General features: G+C 39.5%; 16 protein-coding genes and 1 riboswitch. Of the genes, 3 read left to right on the top strand and 13 right to left on the bottom strand.

What is annotated here, in order from left to right; all coding sequences use genetic code 11:
- Nucleotides 1–323: 323 nt before the first annotated feature.
- The 10 genes from J2Y03_RS03520 to J2Y03_RS03475 all read right to left on the bottom strand — a co-directional run bounded on the left by J2Y03_RS03520 (nucleotide 324) and on the right by J2Y03_RS03475 (nucleotide 8,802).
- On the bottom strand, nucleotides 324–1,157 hold the full coding sequence (locus tag J2Y03_RS03520) for a 3-hydroxyacyl-CoA dehydrogenase family protein (RefSeq protein WP_310190694.1): 834 nt from the start codon (nucleotides 1,155–1,157) through the stop codon (nucleotides 324–326).
- 138 nt (nucleotides 1,158–1,295) lie between these two features.
- Nucleotides 1,296–2,471 (bottom strand): thiolase family protein, encoded by a 1,176-nt coding sequence (locus tag J2Y03_RS03515; protein WP_310190692.1) that lies wholly within the window; start codon nucleotides 2,469–2,471, stop codon nucleotides 1,296–1,298.
- 69 nt (nucleotides 2,472–2,540) lie between these two features.
- Nucleotides 2,541–3,590 (bottom strand): phosphotransferase family protein, encoded by a 1,050-nt coding sequence (locus J2Y03_RS03510; RefSeq protein ID WP_310190690.1) that lies wholly within the window; start codon nucleotides 3,588–3,590, stop codon nucleotides 2,541–2,543.
- Between the two features lie 58 nt (nucleotides 3,591–3,648).
- Complete coding sequence (locus J2Y03_RS03505; RefSeq protein WP_310190689.1) at nucleotides 3,649–4,407, bottom strand: 2-phosphosulfolactate phosphatase; 759 nt, start codon at nucleotides 4,405–4,407, stop codon at nucleotides 3,649–3,651.
- 123 nt (nucleotides 4,408–4,530) lie between these two features.
- Entirely contained in the window at nucleotides 4,531–5,307 is a 777-nt protein-coding gene (locus J2Y03_RS03500; protein ID WP_310190687.1) for an enoyl-CoA hydratase/isomerase family protein, read from the bottom strand.
- Entirely contained in the window at nucleotides 5,304–5,429 is a 126-nt protein-coding gene (locus J2Y03_RS03495) for a hypothetical protein (RefSeq protein ID WP_310190686.1), read from the bottom strand. Before J2Y03_RS03495 ends, J2Y03_RS03500 begins: the two co-directional genes overlap by 4 nt.
- Before the next feature lie 13 nt (nucleotides 5,430–5,442).
- Nucleotides 5,443–6,648, bottom strand: coding sequence for an acyl-CoA dehydrogenase family protein (locus tag J2Y03_RS03490; protein WP_310190685.1), 1,206 nt, complete (start codon nucleotides 6,646–6,648; stop codon nucleotides 5,443–5,445).
- 20 nt (nucleotides 6,649–6,668) lie between these two features.
- The gene (locus tag J2Y03_RS03485; RefSeq protein ID WP_310190684.1) at nucleotides 6,669–7,256 is read right to left on the bottom strand and encodes a TetR/AcrR family transcriptional regulator; all 588 of its coding nucleotides are present in this window, start codon (nucleotides 7,254–7,256) and stop codon (nucleotides 6,669–6,671) included.
- A gap of 167 nt (nucleotides 7,257–7,423) precedes the next feature.
- Entirely contained in the window at nucleotides 7,424–7,942 is a 519-nt protein-coding gene (locus tag J2Y03_RS03480) for a GrpB family protein (protein WP_310190682.1), read from the bottom strand.
- Between the two features lie 137 nt (nucleotides 7,943–8,079).
- Nucleotides 8,080–8,802: a 3-ketoacyl-ACP reductase gene (locus J2Y03_RS03475; RefSeq protein ID WP_310190680.1), complete on the bottom strand. Its 723-nt coding sequence runs from the start codon at nucleotides 8,800–8,802 to the stop codon at nucleotides 8,080–8,082.
- 325 nt (nucleotides 8,803–9,127) lie between these two features.
- Here J2Y03_RS03475 and J2Y03_RS03470 point away from each other — a divergent pair, with 325 nt between their 5' ends.
- Nucleotides 9,128–10,069 (top strand): LCP family protein, encoded by a 942-nt coding sequence (locus J2Y03_RS03470; RefSeq protein ID WP_310190679.1) that lies wholly within the window; start codon nucleotides 9,128–9,130, stop codon nucleotides 10,067–10,069.
- A 219-nt stretch (nucleotides 10,070–10,288) separates the two neighbouring features.
- On the opposite strand, the gene J2Y03_RS03465 is transcribed toward J2Y03_RS03470, so the two are convergent.
- Both J2Y03_RS03465 and J2Y03_RS03460 read right to left on the bottom strand, forming a co-directional pair.
- Entirely contained in the window at nucleotides 10,289–11,653 is a 1,365-nt protein-coding gene (locus J2Y03_RS03465; RefSeq protein WP_310190677.1) for an amino acid permease, read from the bottom strand.
- Nucleotides 11,654–11,799: 146 nt separating this feature from the next.
- Nucleotides 11,800–11,880, bottom strand: a riboswitch (glycine riboswitch).
- A gap of 449 nt (nucleotides 11,881–12,329) precedes the next feature.
- Nucleotides 12,330–13,151: a phytoene/squalene synthase family protein gene (locus J2Y03_RS03460; protein ID WP_310190675.1), complete on the bottom strand. Its 822-nt coding sequence runs from the start codon at nucleotides 13,149–13,151 to the stop codon at nucleotides 12,330–12,332.
- A gap of 544 nt (nucleotides 13,152–13,695) precedes the next feature.
- Between J2Y03_RS03460 and J2Y03_RS03455 the strand changes: the two genes are divergently transcribed.
- Both J2Y03_RS03455 and J2Y03_RS03450 read left to right on the top strand, forming a co-directional pair.
- Complete coding sequence (locus J2Y03_RS03455) at nucleotides 13,696–14,415, top strand: AzlC family ABC transporter permease (protein ID WP_310190674.1); 720 nt, start codon at nucleotides 13,696–13,698, stop codon at nucleotides 14,413–14,415.
- Nucleotides 14,402–14,713 (top strand): AzlD domain-containing protein, encoded by a 312-nt coding sequence (locus J2Y03_RS03450; RefSeq protein WP_310190672.1) that lies wholly within the window; start codon nucleotides 14,402–14,404, stop codon nucleotides 14,711–14,713. The genes J2Y03_RS03455 and J2Y03_RS03450 overlap by 14 nt, the downstream gene beginning before the upstream one ends.
- Before the next feature lie 292 nt (nucleotides 14,714–15,005).
- Here the strand turns inward: J2Y03_RS03450 and J2Y03_RS03445 are convergent, their stop codons facing one another.
- On the bottom strand, nucleotides 15,006–15,671 hold the full coding sequence (locus tag J2Y03_RS03445) for a DNA-binding response regulator (protein WP_310190671.1): 666 nt from the start codon (nucleotides 15,669–15,671) through the stop codon (nucleotides 15,006–15,008).
- Nucleotides 15,672–15,900: the final 229 nt, after the last annotated feature.

Genomic DNA, 15,900 nt, shown 5'->3' with positions numbered 1-15,900 from the left:
CAAGAGAGTTTCGTACATCTATGGATAGGAGGGGGAAAATAATGTACTTGTTTGAACTATTTATTTCTATTGAACTATTAAAGCACGATGAAGAGGAATCTGCCTTACTAAAAACACAACAAAAAAGTGTTACCAATCTTTGATATCGGACTGCTATTAATAACAGTAAGATTGGAAATTTTTAACAGAAACAAGGGGGGCGTTTTGTCCGTTTCATATTTAAATGAAACGAACAAAACGCCCCTTGTTTTTCCTACTATTTTTTCTATGCCGTTATTTCGTTATGCCAAAAGTGTACTAAACTTAAAATCTATGCAATTTTATTAGTATTGATAAAACCCTTTTCCACTTTTTCTTCCTAATTCACCTCTGGCTACCATTTCTCTTAATAACTCAGGCACCCGATATTTGGAGTCATTCGTCTTTACAAAAAGAGCTTCCTGTATATGGAGCATTGTATCAAGGCCGATTATATCAGCCAGCCATAGGGGGCCGATTGGATGGTTAGCACCCAGTTGCATGGCTTTATCAATATCCGCTGGGGATGCGGTACCTTCCTCAACAAGTGTAATAGCTTCACAAATAAATGGTACAAGCAGCCGATTGACCACAAACAATGGGGTGTCCTTTACATGAATGCTTTCTTTATTCATTTGCTTCACAAGCATTTCCGCTATTTGAATCGTTTCTTCCGATGTTTCATCGGTCGCTGTAATTTCTACTAGTTTCATAAGTGGCACAGGGTTGAAGAAATGCATGCCGCATACCCTATCCTTTCGGTTAGTGACAGCAGCCATGTCCCCTATTCCTAAACTAGACGTGTTCGAGGCTAATATTGTCTTTGGCTCACATAACTCATCAAGTTCTCGAAATACCTTTTTCTTTACTTCGATATTTTCAGTGATCGCTTCAATAACAAGATCTGCATCACGTAACTCCTGTTTGTCGGTTGTATAATTCAGGCGTGCTAACACCTCACTTGGAACAATCTTCGCATCCTTTTGCGAGAGTTTGATAAGGCTTTTTGCGATTGTATTTTCGGCTTTTCTGAGAACTTCGTTTGATATATCTAGAATTGTGACATGATGTCCACTAGTCGCAAACACCTGTGCAATCCCATTTCCCATAATTCCTGACCCTATTACTGCAATTTTCATCTACTTTATTCTCCCCCCTGAAAAAAATTTGGAACATCATTGTTTTTTAATGGAAAATGCTCAGGGCGTTTTTCTAGCCGCCCTATGCCCTGCTGACCAAATAGAACTGGTTAACAGCGTTTAAAAAACGATGGCAGTTTAGACATTCTCAATCACCATTGCGATACCCTGACCACCGCCAATACATAAGCTTACAACCGCAAATCGTGCATTCTTACGTCTTAACTCGTAAGCAGCAGACAATAACACCCTTGCCCCGCTTGCGCCAACCGGGTGACCTAAGGCAATTGCTCCGCCGTTCACATTGGTTTTTTCGCGGTCAAGACCCAGCGCTTTTTCTACGGCTAAGTATTGTGCAGCAAATGCTTCATTCACTTCAATTACATCCATGTCATCGAGAGTGAGTTTTGCTCTATCAAGGGCCTGTTGGATTGCTGGGACAGGTCCGATGCCCATGATGGATGGATCAACTCCTGAAACAGCCCAAGATACAATACGCGCGATTGGCTTTAGGTTGTTTTTTTGTACAGCTTGTTTCCCGGCTGCCACAAGTGATACTGCACCGTCATTAATACCTGAGGCGTTCCCCGCCGTTACCGTACCGTCTTTTTTAAAAGAAGGCTTGAGCTTGGATAAGGATTCCATGTTCACGTCCGGTTTTATATGTTCGTCTTCACGGACAATCAAGCTGCCTTTTCTTGTTTTCACTTCAACCGCGACAATCTCTTCTTGGAATGCAGCTGCCGCTTTCACTGCCCTTTGGTTTGATTCCACTGCAAATGCATCCTGTTCTTCCCTCGTAATTTCATACATTTCAGCCAGTTTTTCTGCCGTAAGCCCCATACCACTGCCTGTGTATTGGTCGATTAATGTTTCCAACAGCATATCATTAAACGAAAGGTTCCCCATTTTTGCGCCGGCGAAACGCTGCGTGAATGTAGAGTAAGGAGATTGCGACATATTTTCCGCCCCGCCTGCAAGGACAATGTTGGCATCGCCGACTAAAATATGCTGGGCAGCTGAAACAACTGCTTGCAGACCAGACCCGCAAAGCCGGTTCAATGTAAGTGCCGGAACCTCCTGCGGAACACCGCTGTATAATCCGATGTGTCTTGAGATGTAAGAAGCGTTTTTTTCTGTGTGGATCACGTTTCCGAAGATGACATGATCAATTTGCAGCGGATCAACATTCGAGCGGCGCAGTGCTTCTATGGCACTTGTCTTCCCAAGTTCCGTTGCACCCGTTTGTGCAAAGGACCCTCCAAACTTCGTAAACGGGGTTCTTGCACCATCAACTAAATAAACTTCAGTCATGTTCTAACACTCCTATCTTTTCAAATGGTTTGTAGTGATGAGTTTTTTCCATTTTTATCTCATCCTTATTTACAAGATTTTGTTTGTACGTGTTACATTCGCTAAGTCAAATAAATTCGCGATTGGGATATGAAGTTTCGCAAACCGTTCGTCATCCGCTGCGCCTTTTTTCCAGCGATAATAGAGCTGCTGTAAAATGACGGCAAGCTTGTAAAATCCAAATGCCGTATAATAGTCAATGTGTGAGATATCTCGGCCGCTCACCTTTGCATACAGTTCAGCCATTTCCCGTCTCGAGAAGAAGCCTTTCTGGTTGGTCACCAGCGAAATCCCCATGTCTGGATCGCCCGCTTCTCCCCAGTAAGCAAGAACAGCGCCGATATCTGACATCGGATCGCCAATGGTGGCCATTTCCCAGTCGAGTACCCCATTTACCTCCCCAGGGTCATGCGGGTCAAGAACGAGGTTGTTTAGTTTAAAGTCATTATGAACAATTGTCGTATCGACGGTTTTTGGGATTTGCTTTACCAGCCATGCCTCTAGTTCTGCGACTTCAGCAATATCATGCGTTTTGGAAACGCTGTAACGCTTGATCCAGCCATGAACTTGTCTTTCTAAAAACCCTTCTGGTTTCCCGATATCCATTAAGTTGGCTTTCTTGTAATCTACTTTTTGAAGCTCAACTAAGCTATTAATGATACTTTTTGAAATGGCCGGACCAACCAAGTCAGATGATCCATACGTTTCAGGAAGAGCATCGTTAATGACTACACCTTGCTTTTTTTCCATAAGGTAAAAATGTTTCCCCATAATGGCAGGGTCGTCGCTGTATAGGTATGGTTTTGGAGCAAGGGGATAGACTCCATGAAGTCTTGACAGAATCTTATACTCCCGTTTGATATCATGGGCTTTCGCCGGAATCTCTCCAAATGGCGGCCTTCTTAACACTGCCTCCCATTTCCCAAACGTTAGAAGGTAGGTGTGATTGGAATAGCCTTCGGAAAATTTCCTTACCTTCATTGCTTCATTTGGAATGCCTGGATTCGTTTCGCGAATCAAGGTTTCCAGCAACCCCCAATTAATATGTTCGGAATCAATAGATTGGTTCGCTGTTTTCATTATTTTTCATTCACCCCTGCTTATCTGCCGTAATGCAATGGTCAGCTTATGACAAATCCTATTTGTTTGTATGTAACAAACAGTCTGACCACTCCTTACCAATGGCATAAATTTTCCCATTCTTATAAATAGGCACGACATCTACTTTTTCAACATGGTCAATCACCCATTGCGTGCTATGCTCGTAACCGGTTCTTCTTAACAAATTTGCTGTTTCGCTTTCTAGAAGGTTAACATAATGTTTGGCCTTAGCATGAACGAATGCATCTCTTGCTAACCTTGCTGCGTCGGAAAGTTGGCAAGCTTCCTTCCTCATAAGGTGGTCAACGATTTGTCCAGCTCCTATAAAATCTTCCATCGAAAAGCGGCCAGCATTTCCGGAACATATGAGAACGATAGACGCGCTATCTTCCTGGTCCCCAATTTGTTTTGCGATACGGTGCCCGTTTAAAAGTGTGGACGTATATAATGTCTTTGCCTGTTTAGCTGATTCAATCGCAATCGTTCCATTTGTTGAGCAAATGATTGCCACTTTTTTTGATACTGTTGTCTCGATTAACGTGGGGTCTGGATAAAGAAAATTCTCTATCGGCTCCCCCTGCCATTCGCCCATTAACAGATAGGGTCCATCCTGCTTCTTCCCTATATCGAGTGCCGAAAGAGCGTCTTTGACTGCGTACACAGATTCATAGCCCTTTTCGAGAAGATAGGTAATGGTGGAGGTGGCCAATAAGACATCGATGACTACCGCCGTACAATTACGAATTCTTTCGGAATCTACTAATTCCTTTTGCGTTATTACATGGATTTTTCTCATTCTATTAACCATTTCTTTCTATTTTAAATATGAAGGAGGGTTCTTTCTCCACCAGTTTTTTAAAAAATGAGTGTCCGTAATACCACTCTATTCTCTTTCTCATACCTAATTCCCTCTTGTTAATTATGAACCTATAAAACTAGCTTTTCTTTTCTCCAAAAAGGCTGAAACCCCTTCTTTGTGATCGTCCGTTTGAAGCAACATTGCCTGAATCGAATTCTCCTGCATCAGTGCTGTTTCATGATGTAGAGATGGGGCGGTATTGACGAGATACTTAACGTACTTGTTTGCCATTGAAGGTCCGTTCACAATGAACTCAGCAAAAGTAACCGCTTCCTTAACAACATCCCCTTCAACCAGGCGATTAATCATTTGATACGACATTGCTTCCTCTGCGGTAATGATTCTGCCTGCGGAAATCCATTCTTTTACCAAAGGTGGTGAAACCCTTTCAGATAAAACCTTAATTAATCCCAAATCAGGAATTAACCCAATATTTGAAAAACTCAAAGCGAATTTTGCTCCCTTTTCAGCCACAATGAAATCGCATGCAAGCGCAAGGCTAAATCCTGCCCCAGCAGCATAGCCATGGACAGCGGCAATCACGTATTTATTGAGTTCAAGAATCTGTCTGGTCAGTCCTGAAACAAATTCAACCCACTCGGCTGCCTTTGCTTGATTTTTCAATTTCTTCATGGAATCGATGTCTCCACCAGCACAGAAGGATTTACCACTGCCTGATAGAATGATTACTTTCACATCTTGATTGTGCTCAAGTTTCAGAAGCTCTTCCCGTAATTCCTGCACTAACTCCCTTGATAAGGCATTTAACTTGCTTGGCCTGTTGAGAGCAATATGACCAATTCCTTGTTCAACCTTTATTTCAACGAATTCATTCATCTGTTTACCCCTTTCGTCTCAACTACTAATTTCCCCCAAGTTTCCCGGCTGCCCAGTTGGTTTAAGGCAAATTCAAGAGCCTCTTCCGGGTCTCCTACAGTTGTCACGAACCAAGATCTCATTCGGTGCAACCTCCTATAGTTGTTCTTTAATTTCCATTCTAGCAATATCTCTTAAATGGACTTTGTCCGGTCCATCAACAATCCTAAGCGTTCTTGCATTGGCATAATGAGCGGCAAGTGGGAAATCCTCGGAGACACCTGCTCCGCCAAATACCTCGATGGCACGATCAATGACTCGAATGGATACTCGCGGCACAGCAACTTTTATCATGGCAATTTCTTTTCTTGCTGCTTTCGCACCTTCTTGATCAATCTTGTTTGCCGCATGCAAAGTAAGAAGTCTTGCCTGCTCAATGTCAATCCGGCTTTCTGCAATTTGTTCCCTTATCGTATCTTTATCAATTAGTTTCGAACGAAACGCCTCCCGGCTATTGGCACGCTTGATCATTAAATCCAGGGCCCGTTCGGCAGCTCCAATTCCACGCATACAATGGTGAATTCGCCCTGGTCCTAAGCGGCCTTGAGCAATTTCAAACCCTCTTCCTTCGCCTAATAACATATTGGAAACTGGTACGCGCACATTGTTGTAGTGGACTTCAGCATGTCCATTTGGTGCATGATCGTAGCCAAACACCGGTAAATTTCTTATCACTTCCACTCCAGGTGTATCAAATGGAACGAGAATCATAGACTGTTGTTTGTGACGTTCGGCATTAGGATCACTTTTCCCCATTACGATAGCGACTTTGCATCGTGGATCTAACGCCCCCGTTGACCACCACTTTCTAGCATTTATTACATATTCGTCGCCTTCTCGAACAATGCTGCTTTGAATATTCGTTGCGTCTGAAGATGCCACATCCGGTTCAGTCATCGAGAAAACGGAACGAATCTTCCCGTCTAACAGCGGCTCAAGCCACTGCTTCTTCTGCTCTTCGGTACCGTATTTGATGAGCACCTCCATATTACCTGTATCAGGGGCATTGCAGTTAAAGATCTCCGGTGCAAGAAGAGAGCGGCCCATAATTTCGCATAGATGGGCATATTCATAGTTTGATAGTCCCTTTCCGTATTCTTCATCCGGTATAAATAAATTCCATAGCCCCTGTGCCTTTGCTTTCTCCTTCAATTCTTCAATCATCTGCGGAATTTCCCACCTGTTTTCTTGGTGGTTCAACTCTTCTTCAAATACCATTTCGTACGGATAAATATGCTCCTCCATGAACTCAATAAGTTGTGATCGAAGCTGTTTTGTTTGACTAGACACTTCTTTTAACATTGTTTCTCCTTCTTTCTTCCTTAAATTAATATTTTTAAAATATATTTTGTATATAAGTCAACCACTTCATCTTTCTTTAATCGACCTTTTGGGTTATACCATTGTTGCACCCAGTTCATGGCTCCAAGTATGATCATCCTTACAATCGAAGGTTCCTCTGCTTGGAATTCTCCACGAGCAGCCCCCCTTTTGATGATTTGGTTGAATAAATCCTCATATTTCTTTCTAAGCTTTAACACTAGTTCAAGCTGCTCCTCGTTAAAAAAGCGTTTTGGCTCTATAATTAGGTTGAACACTTCTTTTTCTTCGATCGCAAACTCCATGTGGGTAGCAATCATTTTTTTTAGAATTTCTGTTGCACTGCTGTCCTCGTCATTTAGAATTTCTTCCAAGTCCTCTATTGCCTGTGAAAGGACAAAGTTGTGACATTGGTACATTAAATCACTTTTGTTTTTAAAATAATAATAGAGTGACCCTTTAGTCATTAAAAGCTCAGCAGCAATTTCCACCATCGTTGCGCCGCTGTAGCCTCTTCTATTAACGATTTCAATTGCAGAAGCAAGAATTTGTTCTTTCTTTCGGAGAATTTTCTTTTCAGAAAGTTTCATAGAATCACCGCTTAATTAAAATTAGTACGCCATAACCGCTTACAATTATTATTTTTAAACTCCTTTTAATTATCTGAATATTTTGTATTAACTATAATTTACCAGCTCCTTACCTACTTTGCAAGAATTTTTTTGAATGTCGTTCTAAATTTAAACGTTGTTTAAATTTAAATAAGTTCATTAAACCAGTTCAGTTCTTTTTCCTCTATTTCTCGAACAAAAGGGTCTTTACCATTGATGTACGAATCAATATCATATGGAAATTGTTTTGCCAATTTCTCTTTCAAATCACCATAGCTTTTCATAACATCTGGATGGTTTCGTAAGTAATCACGAAAGACTAAATGTCGTTTTATTTCATCACTTCCAAGCTGATACATATGTACGTGGTGAGTGCGATTGTCTCCACCTTTTTTAAAGTATCTTCGTCCAGGGATTCCATTCTCCCCTTTCGGTTGATAGCCGATTTTCTTCATCTCATCATTGTACTGATCAACTTTTTCAATATCTTTTACGACAGGCAACATGTCTATAATCGGCTTGGATTTTAATCCTTGAACGGCTGTACTGCCAATATGATAAATATCTACCATTTCTTTTCCAAATATGAGATTCAGTTTTTCTGCTTCTTCCGCAAACATTTCATTCGCCTTTTCATTGTATGAACACACTTCAACCTTTCTCATACCATCTTCTCCCCCTTTGTCTTATAGAATTTAAATTGATTAGAAATAAACCGCCACTCTTGTCTTCATCATAAAAAGCGACAAGCACCATCCATATTTGGATGGTGCTGTCACCTATTTATCTTAAACAATATGGATTAGAATGGATTCGTAGCCATTACACTAGCTGTTTTTATGTAGATTCTTTGATTTAATTTCAATTGAGAAACGATTAGTTCAGCAATATCTTCTGGCTGCATATATTTCTCATCATTTTCTGGGATTAATTTCAAATCAAGTGCCATGTCCGTTGCGACTGTACTTGGAGTTAAAGCCGTTACACGGATATTATTTCGACGAACCTCTTGTGCTAATGATTCCGTTAATCCAATGACACCAAATTTGGAGGCACTATAAGCACTTGATGTCGCAGCCCCATTCAAGCCGCTGGTAGAGGAAATATTGATCACGTCCCCACCATTTTTTTCAATTAATTGCGGAAGAACGGTACGTGTTACATAATAAGTACCCATTAGATTCACATCAATGATCCTTTTCCATTCAGCAGGATCCATGTCTAAAAGGGAAGCAAATTTGCTAGTTCCCGCACTGTTAATCAAAATATCGGCTTTGCCTAATTGGGTTGTTATTTTTTCAATCGCCTGTTGGACTTGCTCAAAGTTCGAAACATCCACTGCCGAGTATGCAACATTCACTCCTAGTCTTTCCACTTCACTTGCTACTTGTTTTAAATTTGATTCAGTTGTTGCCAGTAAACCCAGGTTAACTCCTTCATTCGCAAGTGCGATGGCAGTTGCTTTTCCAATCCCTCTTCCTGCACCTGTAATAAAAGCTACCTTACCAGTTAAAGATTGTACCAAAACAAACAGCTCCTTCTTGTATATACTAATTTATCAATCCACTCTATTATATGATTCTAAAATATTTTTCTCCAATATCTTTCAATTATTTGTTATAAATTTTTCCTTTATTCTCCTATCTAAAAAATAAATGTAACCATAATTACACAATAATGTAACCATAATTACGATAAGTTGAAATCTAATTATGAAATAATTACTATTCAACGATTTTATATAAAAGATCGAAACTCATCAGATTTTAATTAACCTTTTCTGTAATGGTCATTTGGTTACTATTTATAGATTTGTAGTTTTATTATTTTTAAGATTAGGTGGTGCAGAGTTGGCACGGTTGAAAAAGAAAGTAAGATTTAGATGGGGTCGAATTTTTGTTGCCCTCTTTTTTATAGGAATTTTTATGATTGGTCTTATCAATGTTGTGCAGTACGTAGAAAAGACGATTAGAGCTGTGAACCAACCACTTAAAAAAGTAGAAGCAACTCAATCATTTCAAGGAGAGCAAAATCAACATAAATCGGATCCTATTAATGTTCTTTTACTAGGAAGCGATTCACGCGGAGAAGAACAAGCTCGAACGGATACTATTATGGTTGCTCATTATAATCCACAAACACATAAGGTCAAATTGATGTCTCTTATGCGTGATATGTATGTCTCGATTCCAGATCATCAGCAACAAAAATTAAATGCTGCCTTTACGTTGGGAGGTCCAGATTTACTAAGGGAAACGATTAAAGAAAATTTTGGACTTGATATTCATTATTATGCAACAGTAGATTTTCAAGGATTTGTAAAAGCCGTCGATATCCTTGCTCCAAATGGAATTGAAGTTGAAATTCCCTATGAAATGACTGAGGGGATTGGGATGACGTTAGAAAAAGGAACGCAGGTACTTCATGGTAAAGAAATGTTAGGATATGTCCGTTTTCGTCAGGATCGATTAAGTGACTTCGGACGGATCCAAAGACAGCAAGAAGTGATATCGAAATTAAAGGAAGAAGCAGTCAGTGTCAATAGTATTGCGAATCTTCCCGAGTTATTAGAGATTTTACATACATACGTAGATACGAATTTGAATACCTCTACCCTTTTGAGGATTGGAAAAGACATATTGACGGAGAAAAGTGGAGAAATAGAAACATTACGGATTCCGGAAGATGGTAGTTTTGAGAATGAACGTTATGAGAGTGTTGGGGAAGTGTTGGAAGTTGATTTTCAGCGAAATAAGGAAACGATTGAAAAATTTTTACGAGACAGTAACTAATCTTTAAAAATAGGTCAGTCCCCCGGCGAAGTAAAGCTTTAACGCACAGGGGGACTGACCCAAAAATAATGATTTCAAGCCAAAAAAATAAAACTTCTGATTGTCAGTGCAATACTGACAATCAGGAGTTTCAGATACTTCCTTAGTTACCCAACAAGTGCTTCAATTCTTTACTTTCCCGGCATTTGTAGGCATAGCGGATGGTGACAGGCACTGGAATTATGCTGATATTTTGATATTTTTTTCCTTTTTCCTTCTAACCGGATACAAAATAAATAATAGAATAAACCATATTGGTGTCACCAACAAGGCCGGACGTGTTTCTTCAGCAATTAGCATAATAACGAGAATCATAGCAAACAACATCAGGACAGCATAATTAATAAATGGCGTGAATGGTGCCTTAAATGTTGATTTTGCATGTAATTTCGGCTGGGTTTTCTTGTACCTTAAATGGCAAATGAGAATGACACCCCAGACCCATATAAAACAAATGGCACTAACCGTTGTCACGATGCTAAAGGCTTGTTCCGGAATCAGTTTGCTTAAAAGCGCCCCCACTGAAACGACAAGTGCAGATATCCATAACGCCTTACTTGGTACATAATTTTTATTCAGTTTCGCAAAAATGGATGGCCCCTTGTTATTTTTGCTTAAATTAAAGAGGATTCTGCTGGTTGAAAACATCCCGCTGTTACAGGCAGAAGCTGCAGAAGTTAACACGACAAAATTAATAATTCCTGCCGCAATCGGAATTCCGACTAAACTAAACGTTTTAACAAAAGGACTTTCAGCTGCATTTAGCCCCGTCCAAGGATTAACCGATAATAGGACGATCAGTGCACCCACGTAGAAAAATAAAATCCTTAAGGGAATCTTATTAATAGCCGATGGGATATTTTTTTCTGGATTGGATGTTTCCGTTGCTGATACACCCACCAATTCTACACCTACATAGGCAAATATAACCATTTGGAATGAAAGTAAGAAACCAGTAATGCCATTTGGAAAAAGTCCTCCATGTTTCCAAAGATTATCAATCGTGACCGTTCCTGCATCCGTCTTCCATCCCAACACCAGCATAATAACCCCAATAGCTATTAATGCAAGAATTGTGATTACTTTTATTAAAGCAAACCAAAACTCTAATTCTCCAAAAAGCTTAACCGTTAATAGATTAAGTCCTAAAATAATAATTAAGCAGACGATGGCAGGTATCCATTGTGGGATATCAAACCAGTATTGTACGTATACACCAACCGCAATCACATCCGCCATCGCCACCATAATCCAACAAAACCAGTATGTCCATCCAGTTACAAATGCCGCCCGGGGTCCAAGATAGTCTTCGGCAATGTCTGTAAATGATTGATAACCCGCTTTAGATAAAAGGAGTTCTCCTAGTGCCCGCATAATGAAAAAAACAGCCATACCCACGATTAAATAGGCAAAAATGATAGAGGGACCTGCCAGTTGTATAGCTTTCCCAGATCCTAAGAATAATCCTGTGCCAATGGTACCGCCAATTGCGATTAGTTGAACATGCCGATTTTTTAAATCTCGCTTTAATTCTTGTTGTGCCAATGCTAACTCCTCCTAAAATACTATTAATGTGAAACGTGAAGCAATAAATTTTTCCACAAAAAAAGAGATTGGATGTCCTCCAATCTCTTAGGTCTAAGAATAGCAAATAACATTGTTATGCTAAAAATGCACAACAAATAGATATTCAGTACTCTTCTGTCCTTTTGCCTGAGATTGTGAACCCTTCGGCGCCGTGGAATTTCCGCGGTCTCTCCAGAAGCTGCTCATGCTATAGTGTGATCCATAACAGTCATAGCTTGCTAATTATTAAATTTTTTAATTGTGATAACTATTTCTAAATAATTTCTAATAATATTAGTATTTATATATTTTGTCAATAACAATCTACTAGTTTTTAAAAAAGTTAACAAACAAACAAGTAAGAAACAAAAAACCACCCGATTACTCATTCTTCAACTAGACCTTAATTGCTTACAATGAAAAACATAGAATTTTGTCCTTCTCCGGAAAGCATAAATATGGAAATGCGCCTCTTTAAGAATAGCATAAAATATTCCTTTTTAAACGATAAGGCTGTTAATGGCTCTACAAATCATATTGAATTCAAGCCAAAAAATCTGATCTATCAACGGTCGAGAAAGTTAAAAAGGTATTTGCTTGCTATGCAAAAAACTCTCAAAAATATTGAGAAATCCACCTTCAAATGGGTGGAATCTTATTTTCTATTTACTACTTGACTAACTATTTTAATTACAGCAGCTCTACTCATTTTTTCCTTCCCCTCTGTTAAAGCGTCAAGAGTCCCATGAGCAAGTGCTATCGGGATTTTGCAAAAATTAAGTATCGGACCGGGTTTAATATCCTCCATATAAATGTCACCCAATGCTAGGTTACATCGGGCGTACCTATACATATCCTCTAACTCCCATCCATCGGGAAAGAAATCCACACCTCGTTCTAAATCTTCAGCATGATTGCGAAGTATATTGACAGACTGTAAGCCACGACCAAAAGCTATAGCTAAATCCTTGTCCGTTTCAATATCGTCGTACCACTTCCAAATATCTGAGAGCATTACTCCTACCAACCCTGCGACGTAAAATGTATATTCATTTAAATCTTCTTCAGTCTGTATCCGCCACTCTTTTAAAACCCAGTCCGCCATCCCCTTCGCCATAGTAGATGTAGCATTCGAAATGTTCTCAACAATTGTCGGTGGACAAAGATTTATCCAATCTCCAAATCGCAAGGTAACCTCCGGCAGAAGGGTGTGGTATGGGTGAAATAAAGTCATTAACTCCTGATTATTGAAGGGCTTTTTCAAGAGCAGGCTGATTGCATGTAATAGATTATGTTTAGTTTCCAATTGGAGTTGAGGGTGGTCTTCAATCTCGTCAATCGCTCTCATGCATAAGTAAGCAGATGATACTGCTTCTCGTAATCCTGACGGTAGATAACTAATAGGTATAAAGAAGGTCCGGCTTGTCGCCTTCAACATGTTTCTCGCACTTTTATGTAAATTGCTAGCTTCATTCATCTAGTATTATCCCCTTTTTGTCAACAAGCTAAATTTTTTTCCATTTAAATTGTATTATCCCCGCTATCAAAAATATCTAATAAAAAAACTCTAACACAAAATTCAAGCTTTTGTTACTTAGAAAATCTGACCATTAGTAAAAAAGGCAAAAAAGTGCCAGGCACCTTCCATAAAATTGGACGGTACCCGGAACTTTATTCTCACTACTTTTTACCCAACTAACGAGAGTGTTTCCAAAATACGGATATCGAATTTATCTATAAAAAAGCTATTAGAAAAGCCACAACTTTATGATTTAGCTTAGTCTTTTTAGTTAATGTTAGATTATAAATCTGAAATATTTGTATTGGAAAAATTAAAACTAATACTTTTAAAGCGATTGATTTCCTTATATAACACTATAATTATTAATTTTACTAATACAATTACGTATGCTAGAATCATTTTTATATTAAAAAGTGCCAACCGAATCAATTGATATAGAAATAATTCTGATCAAATTACCCTTTCATGGTAGCATCATTAGAGGAGAGAAAGAGAGAAGATGAAAACGAAAATAGGAGAATGGAAAAGTGGGATAAAGAACGGAATTCCCATTGCAATGGGTTATTTTGCGGTTTCGTTTACCTTTGGCATTCTTGCCAAGCAAGCCGGGCTAAATCCGTTTGAAGCGGTATTGATGTCCGTGACTAATTTAACATCCGCTGGACAGTTTGCTGGGCTTACGCTTATTGCCAGTGCCGCAGCAATTGTCGAAATTGCTGTCACACAGCTAATTATCAACTCTAGATATTTTCTAATGTCCTTTGCTTTATCTCAAAAGATCGATCCAAACACGCCCGTTTTCCATCGATTAATCATGGCATATGGGATTACAGATGAGGTATTCGGAGTGTCCATTGCGGTTCCTGGAAAGTTAAGCCCTTATTACGCTTATGGCTTGATGAGTGTTGCGGTGCCAGGATGGGCACTCGGTACATTATTTGGCGTTATTTCCGGAAATATTCTGCCGCCAAGAATGATTAGTGCATTAAGTATTGCACTGTTCGGAATGCTACTTGCTGTCATTATCCCTCCGGCAAAAGGGAATAAAATCCTTACGGGACTGATTGTCATTTCTATGGTACTAAGCCTGGTATTTGCTGAGCTGCAAATCCTCCAGTCTATCTCATCCGGAGTAAAAATTATCATCTTAACCATTTTGATTGCAGGTATCGCAGCGGTTGTCTTTCCGGTAAAGGAGCATACTCATGAATATGAATAATGCTATTTTTTATATCTTGGTGATGGCAGTTGTCACGTATCTCATTAGAGTTCTGCCGCTTACAATCATCAGAAAAGAAATCAAAAATGTCTTTATCCGATCATTTTTATACTATGTTCCATATGTGACATTGGCAGTGATGGTTTTTCCAGCAATTTTAGACGCAACGGCTTCGCCATGGTCCGCACTAGTTGGCTTTATTGTTGCAATTCTTTTTGCCTACCGGGGGGCCAGCCTGGTGAGTGTTGCCCTATTGGCCAGTTTTTCAGTTTTTGTAGTTGAACTGTTTTTGTATTGAATAAGGAATTATACTAACCTGCTACAGCCTTAATGAGTAAACAAAAACATCTCACTTCCTTTTAAATAAGGAGTCTTTCCTCTATTGAGGAACCCAGCAAACGTAAAATAAGCGGAGATTTTCCGGTTATATTCAGAATGAAGCTCGTTTCGGGGTAAATAAGGGGAGATTTTCCGCTTATGCAAAGCAAAATCCCCCATTTTCACGTTTTTCGAGTCAATAGGCGGAATCTCTCCGTCTATTTAAGCTAGTTTTTATTTTATTTAATAATTAAGCGGATTTTTCCGTCTATTTAACAGATTGGGTGCTTAACCTGATCCCCCAATCGATAAGAGCGGACCCTTCTGATTCCAGATGCGGGAATCAGCATCTTTTTATCGACTAGTTGAGAAAGTACTTTTTTTAACGTCTTGTCACTTAACTTCAAATACTTCTCGACTTCTATAGGGGATATGGCTTCTCCTTTTCGAATCGCTAGCCGAAGCACTTCCTTTTCGAGAAAGGACAGAGAGGTCTGGTCCAATTCATCCCCCAGACATCGGCCAATCACTTGCTGAACAATCTGTTGGCATCGACGAGGCTTCTCATTAACTTGATCATAAGAAAAACGGATCACGGTCCATCCATCAATCACCAGCTGGTTTTGACGTTCCAGGTTGTCTGAAAATTGCCATCTGCTTATGTTCTTTAGATGAGGGCCATACCCGTCAACCTCAAGACAAATCCGGATGGCGGGTCGAATATAAGCAAAATCCAAATACCTTTTTCCATCTTTGAAATCATCAACTTCATACTCTGGATGAAGATACCGAAAGTGGGAAAATGAGGGCCACCACACTTGCTTCAAAAACAACATTTCAGCCTGGTTGTGACCTTCTTGTAAACGCCGCAACCGTTCACCGGTTCTTGCCTGCAAGTGAGTATTCAAAAAGGTCTGGTATTCTTCTTCAAATCCCATAGCATCCCTCCTCCTATCTAATGGTCATGTCTTTTACAGCACCCTTTATATACGATAGACAATATATCAAAAAGATGTAGAACATCCACAACATGGGCATTTAATAGGGTACATAATCGATGCCCCGAATGAATCATCTCCATTATTTATTCATTTGAACTTCGAACGGATTTTGAAAATTAATGAGTGTTAATGCGAGTGAAAAAAAGAGGTTTGGAGAATTGTAAAC

Source organism: Neobacillus niacini (assembly GCF_031457145.1).
GTDB lineage: Bacteria > Bacillota > Bacilli > Bacillales > Cytobacillaceae > Neobacillus > Neobacillus niacini_J.
This window is presented reverse-complemented; position numbering and strand designations above follow the sequence as displayed.

What these genes read in the sequence shown, in the direction of transcription:
- J2Y03_RS03510 (WP_310190690.1), bottom strand. Translation starts at nt 3,590, where the DNA reads ATGAAAACAGCGAACCAATCTATTGATTCCGAACATATTAATTGGGGG.
- J2Y03_RS03455 (WP_310190674.1), top strand. Translation starts at nt 13,696, where the DNA reads ATGAAAACGAAAATAGGAGAATGGAAAAGTGGGATAAAGAACGGAATT.
- J2Y03_RS03500 (WP_310190687.1), bottom strand. Translation starts at nt 5,307, where the DNA reads ATGAATGAATTCGTTGAAATAAAGGTTGAACAAGGAATTGGTCATATT.
- J2Y03_RS03485 (WP_310190684.1), bottom strand. Translation starts at nt 7,256, where the DNA reads ATGAAACTTTCTGAAAAGAAAATTCTCCGAAAGAAAGAACAAATTCTT.
- J2Y03_RS03490 (WP_310190685.1), bottom strand. Translation starts at nt 6,648, where the DNA reads ATGTTAAAAGAAGTGTCTAGTCAAACAAAACAGCTTCGATCACAACTT.
- J2Y03_RS03515 (WP_310190692.1), bottom strand. Translation starts at nt 2,471, where the DNA reads ATGACTGAAGTTTATTTAGTTGATGGTGCAAGAACCCCGTTTACGAAG.
- J2Y03_RS03450 (WP_310190672.1), top strand. Translation starts at nt 14,402, where the DNA reads ATGAATATGAATAATGCTATTTTTTATATCTTGGTGATGGCAGTTGTC.
- J2Y03_RS03520 (WP_310190694.1), bottom strand. Translation starts at nt 1,157, where the DNA reads ATGAAAATTGCAGTAATAGGGTCAGGAATTATGGGAAATGGGATTGCA.
- J2Y03_RS03460 (WP_310190675.1), bottom strand. Translation starts at nt 13,151, where the DNA reads ATGAATGAAGCTAGCAATTTACATAAAAGTGCGAGAAACATGTTGAAG.
- J2Y03_RS03480 (WP_310190682.1), bottom strand. Translation starts at nt 7,942, where the DNA reads ATGAGAAAGGTTGAAGTGTGTTCATACAATGAAAAGGCGAATGAAATG.
- J2Y03_RS03505 (WP_310190689.1), bottom strand. Translation starts at nt 4,407, where the DNA reads ATGAGAAAAATCCATGTAATAACGCAAAAGGAATTAGTAGATTCCGAA.
- J2Y03_RS03495 (WP_310190686.1), bottom strand. Translation starts at nt 5,429, where the DNA reads ATGAGATCTTGGTTCGTGACAACTGTAGGAGACCCGGAAGAGGCTCTT.
- J2Y03_RS03445 (WP_310190671.1), bottom strand. Translation starts at nt 15,671, where the DNA reads ATGGGATTTGAAGAAGAATACCAGACCTTTTTGAATACTCACTTGCAG.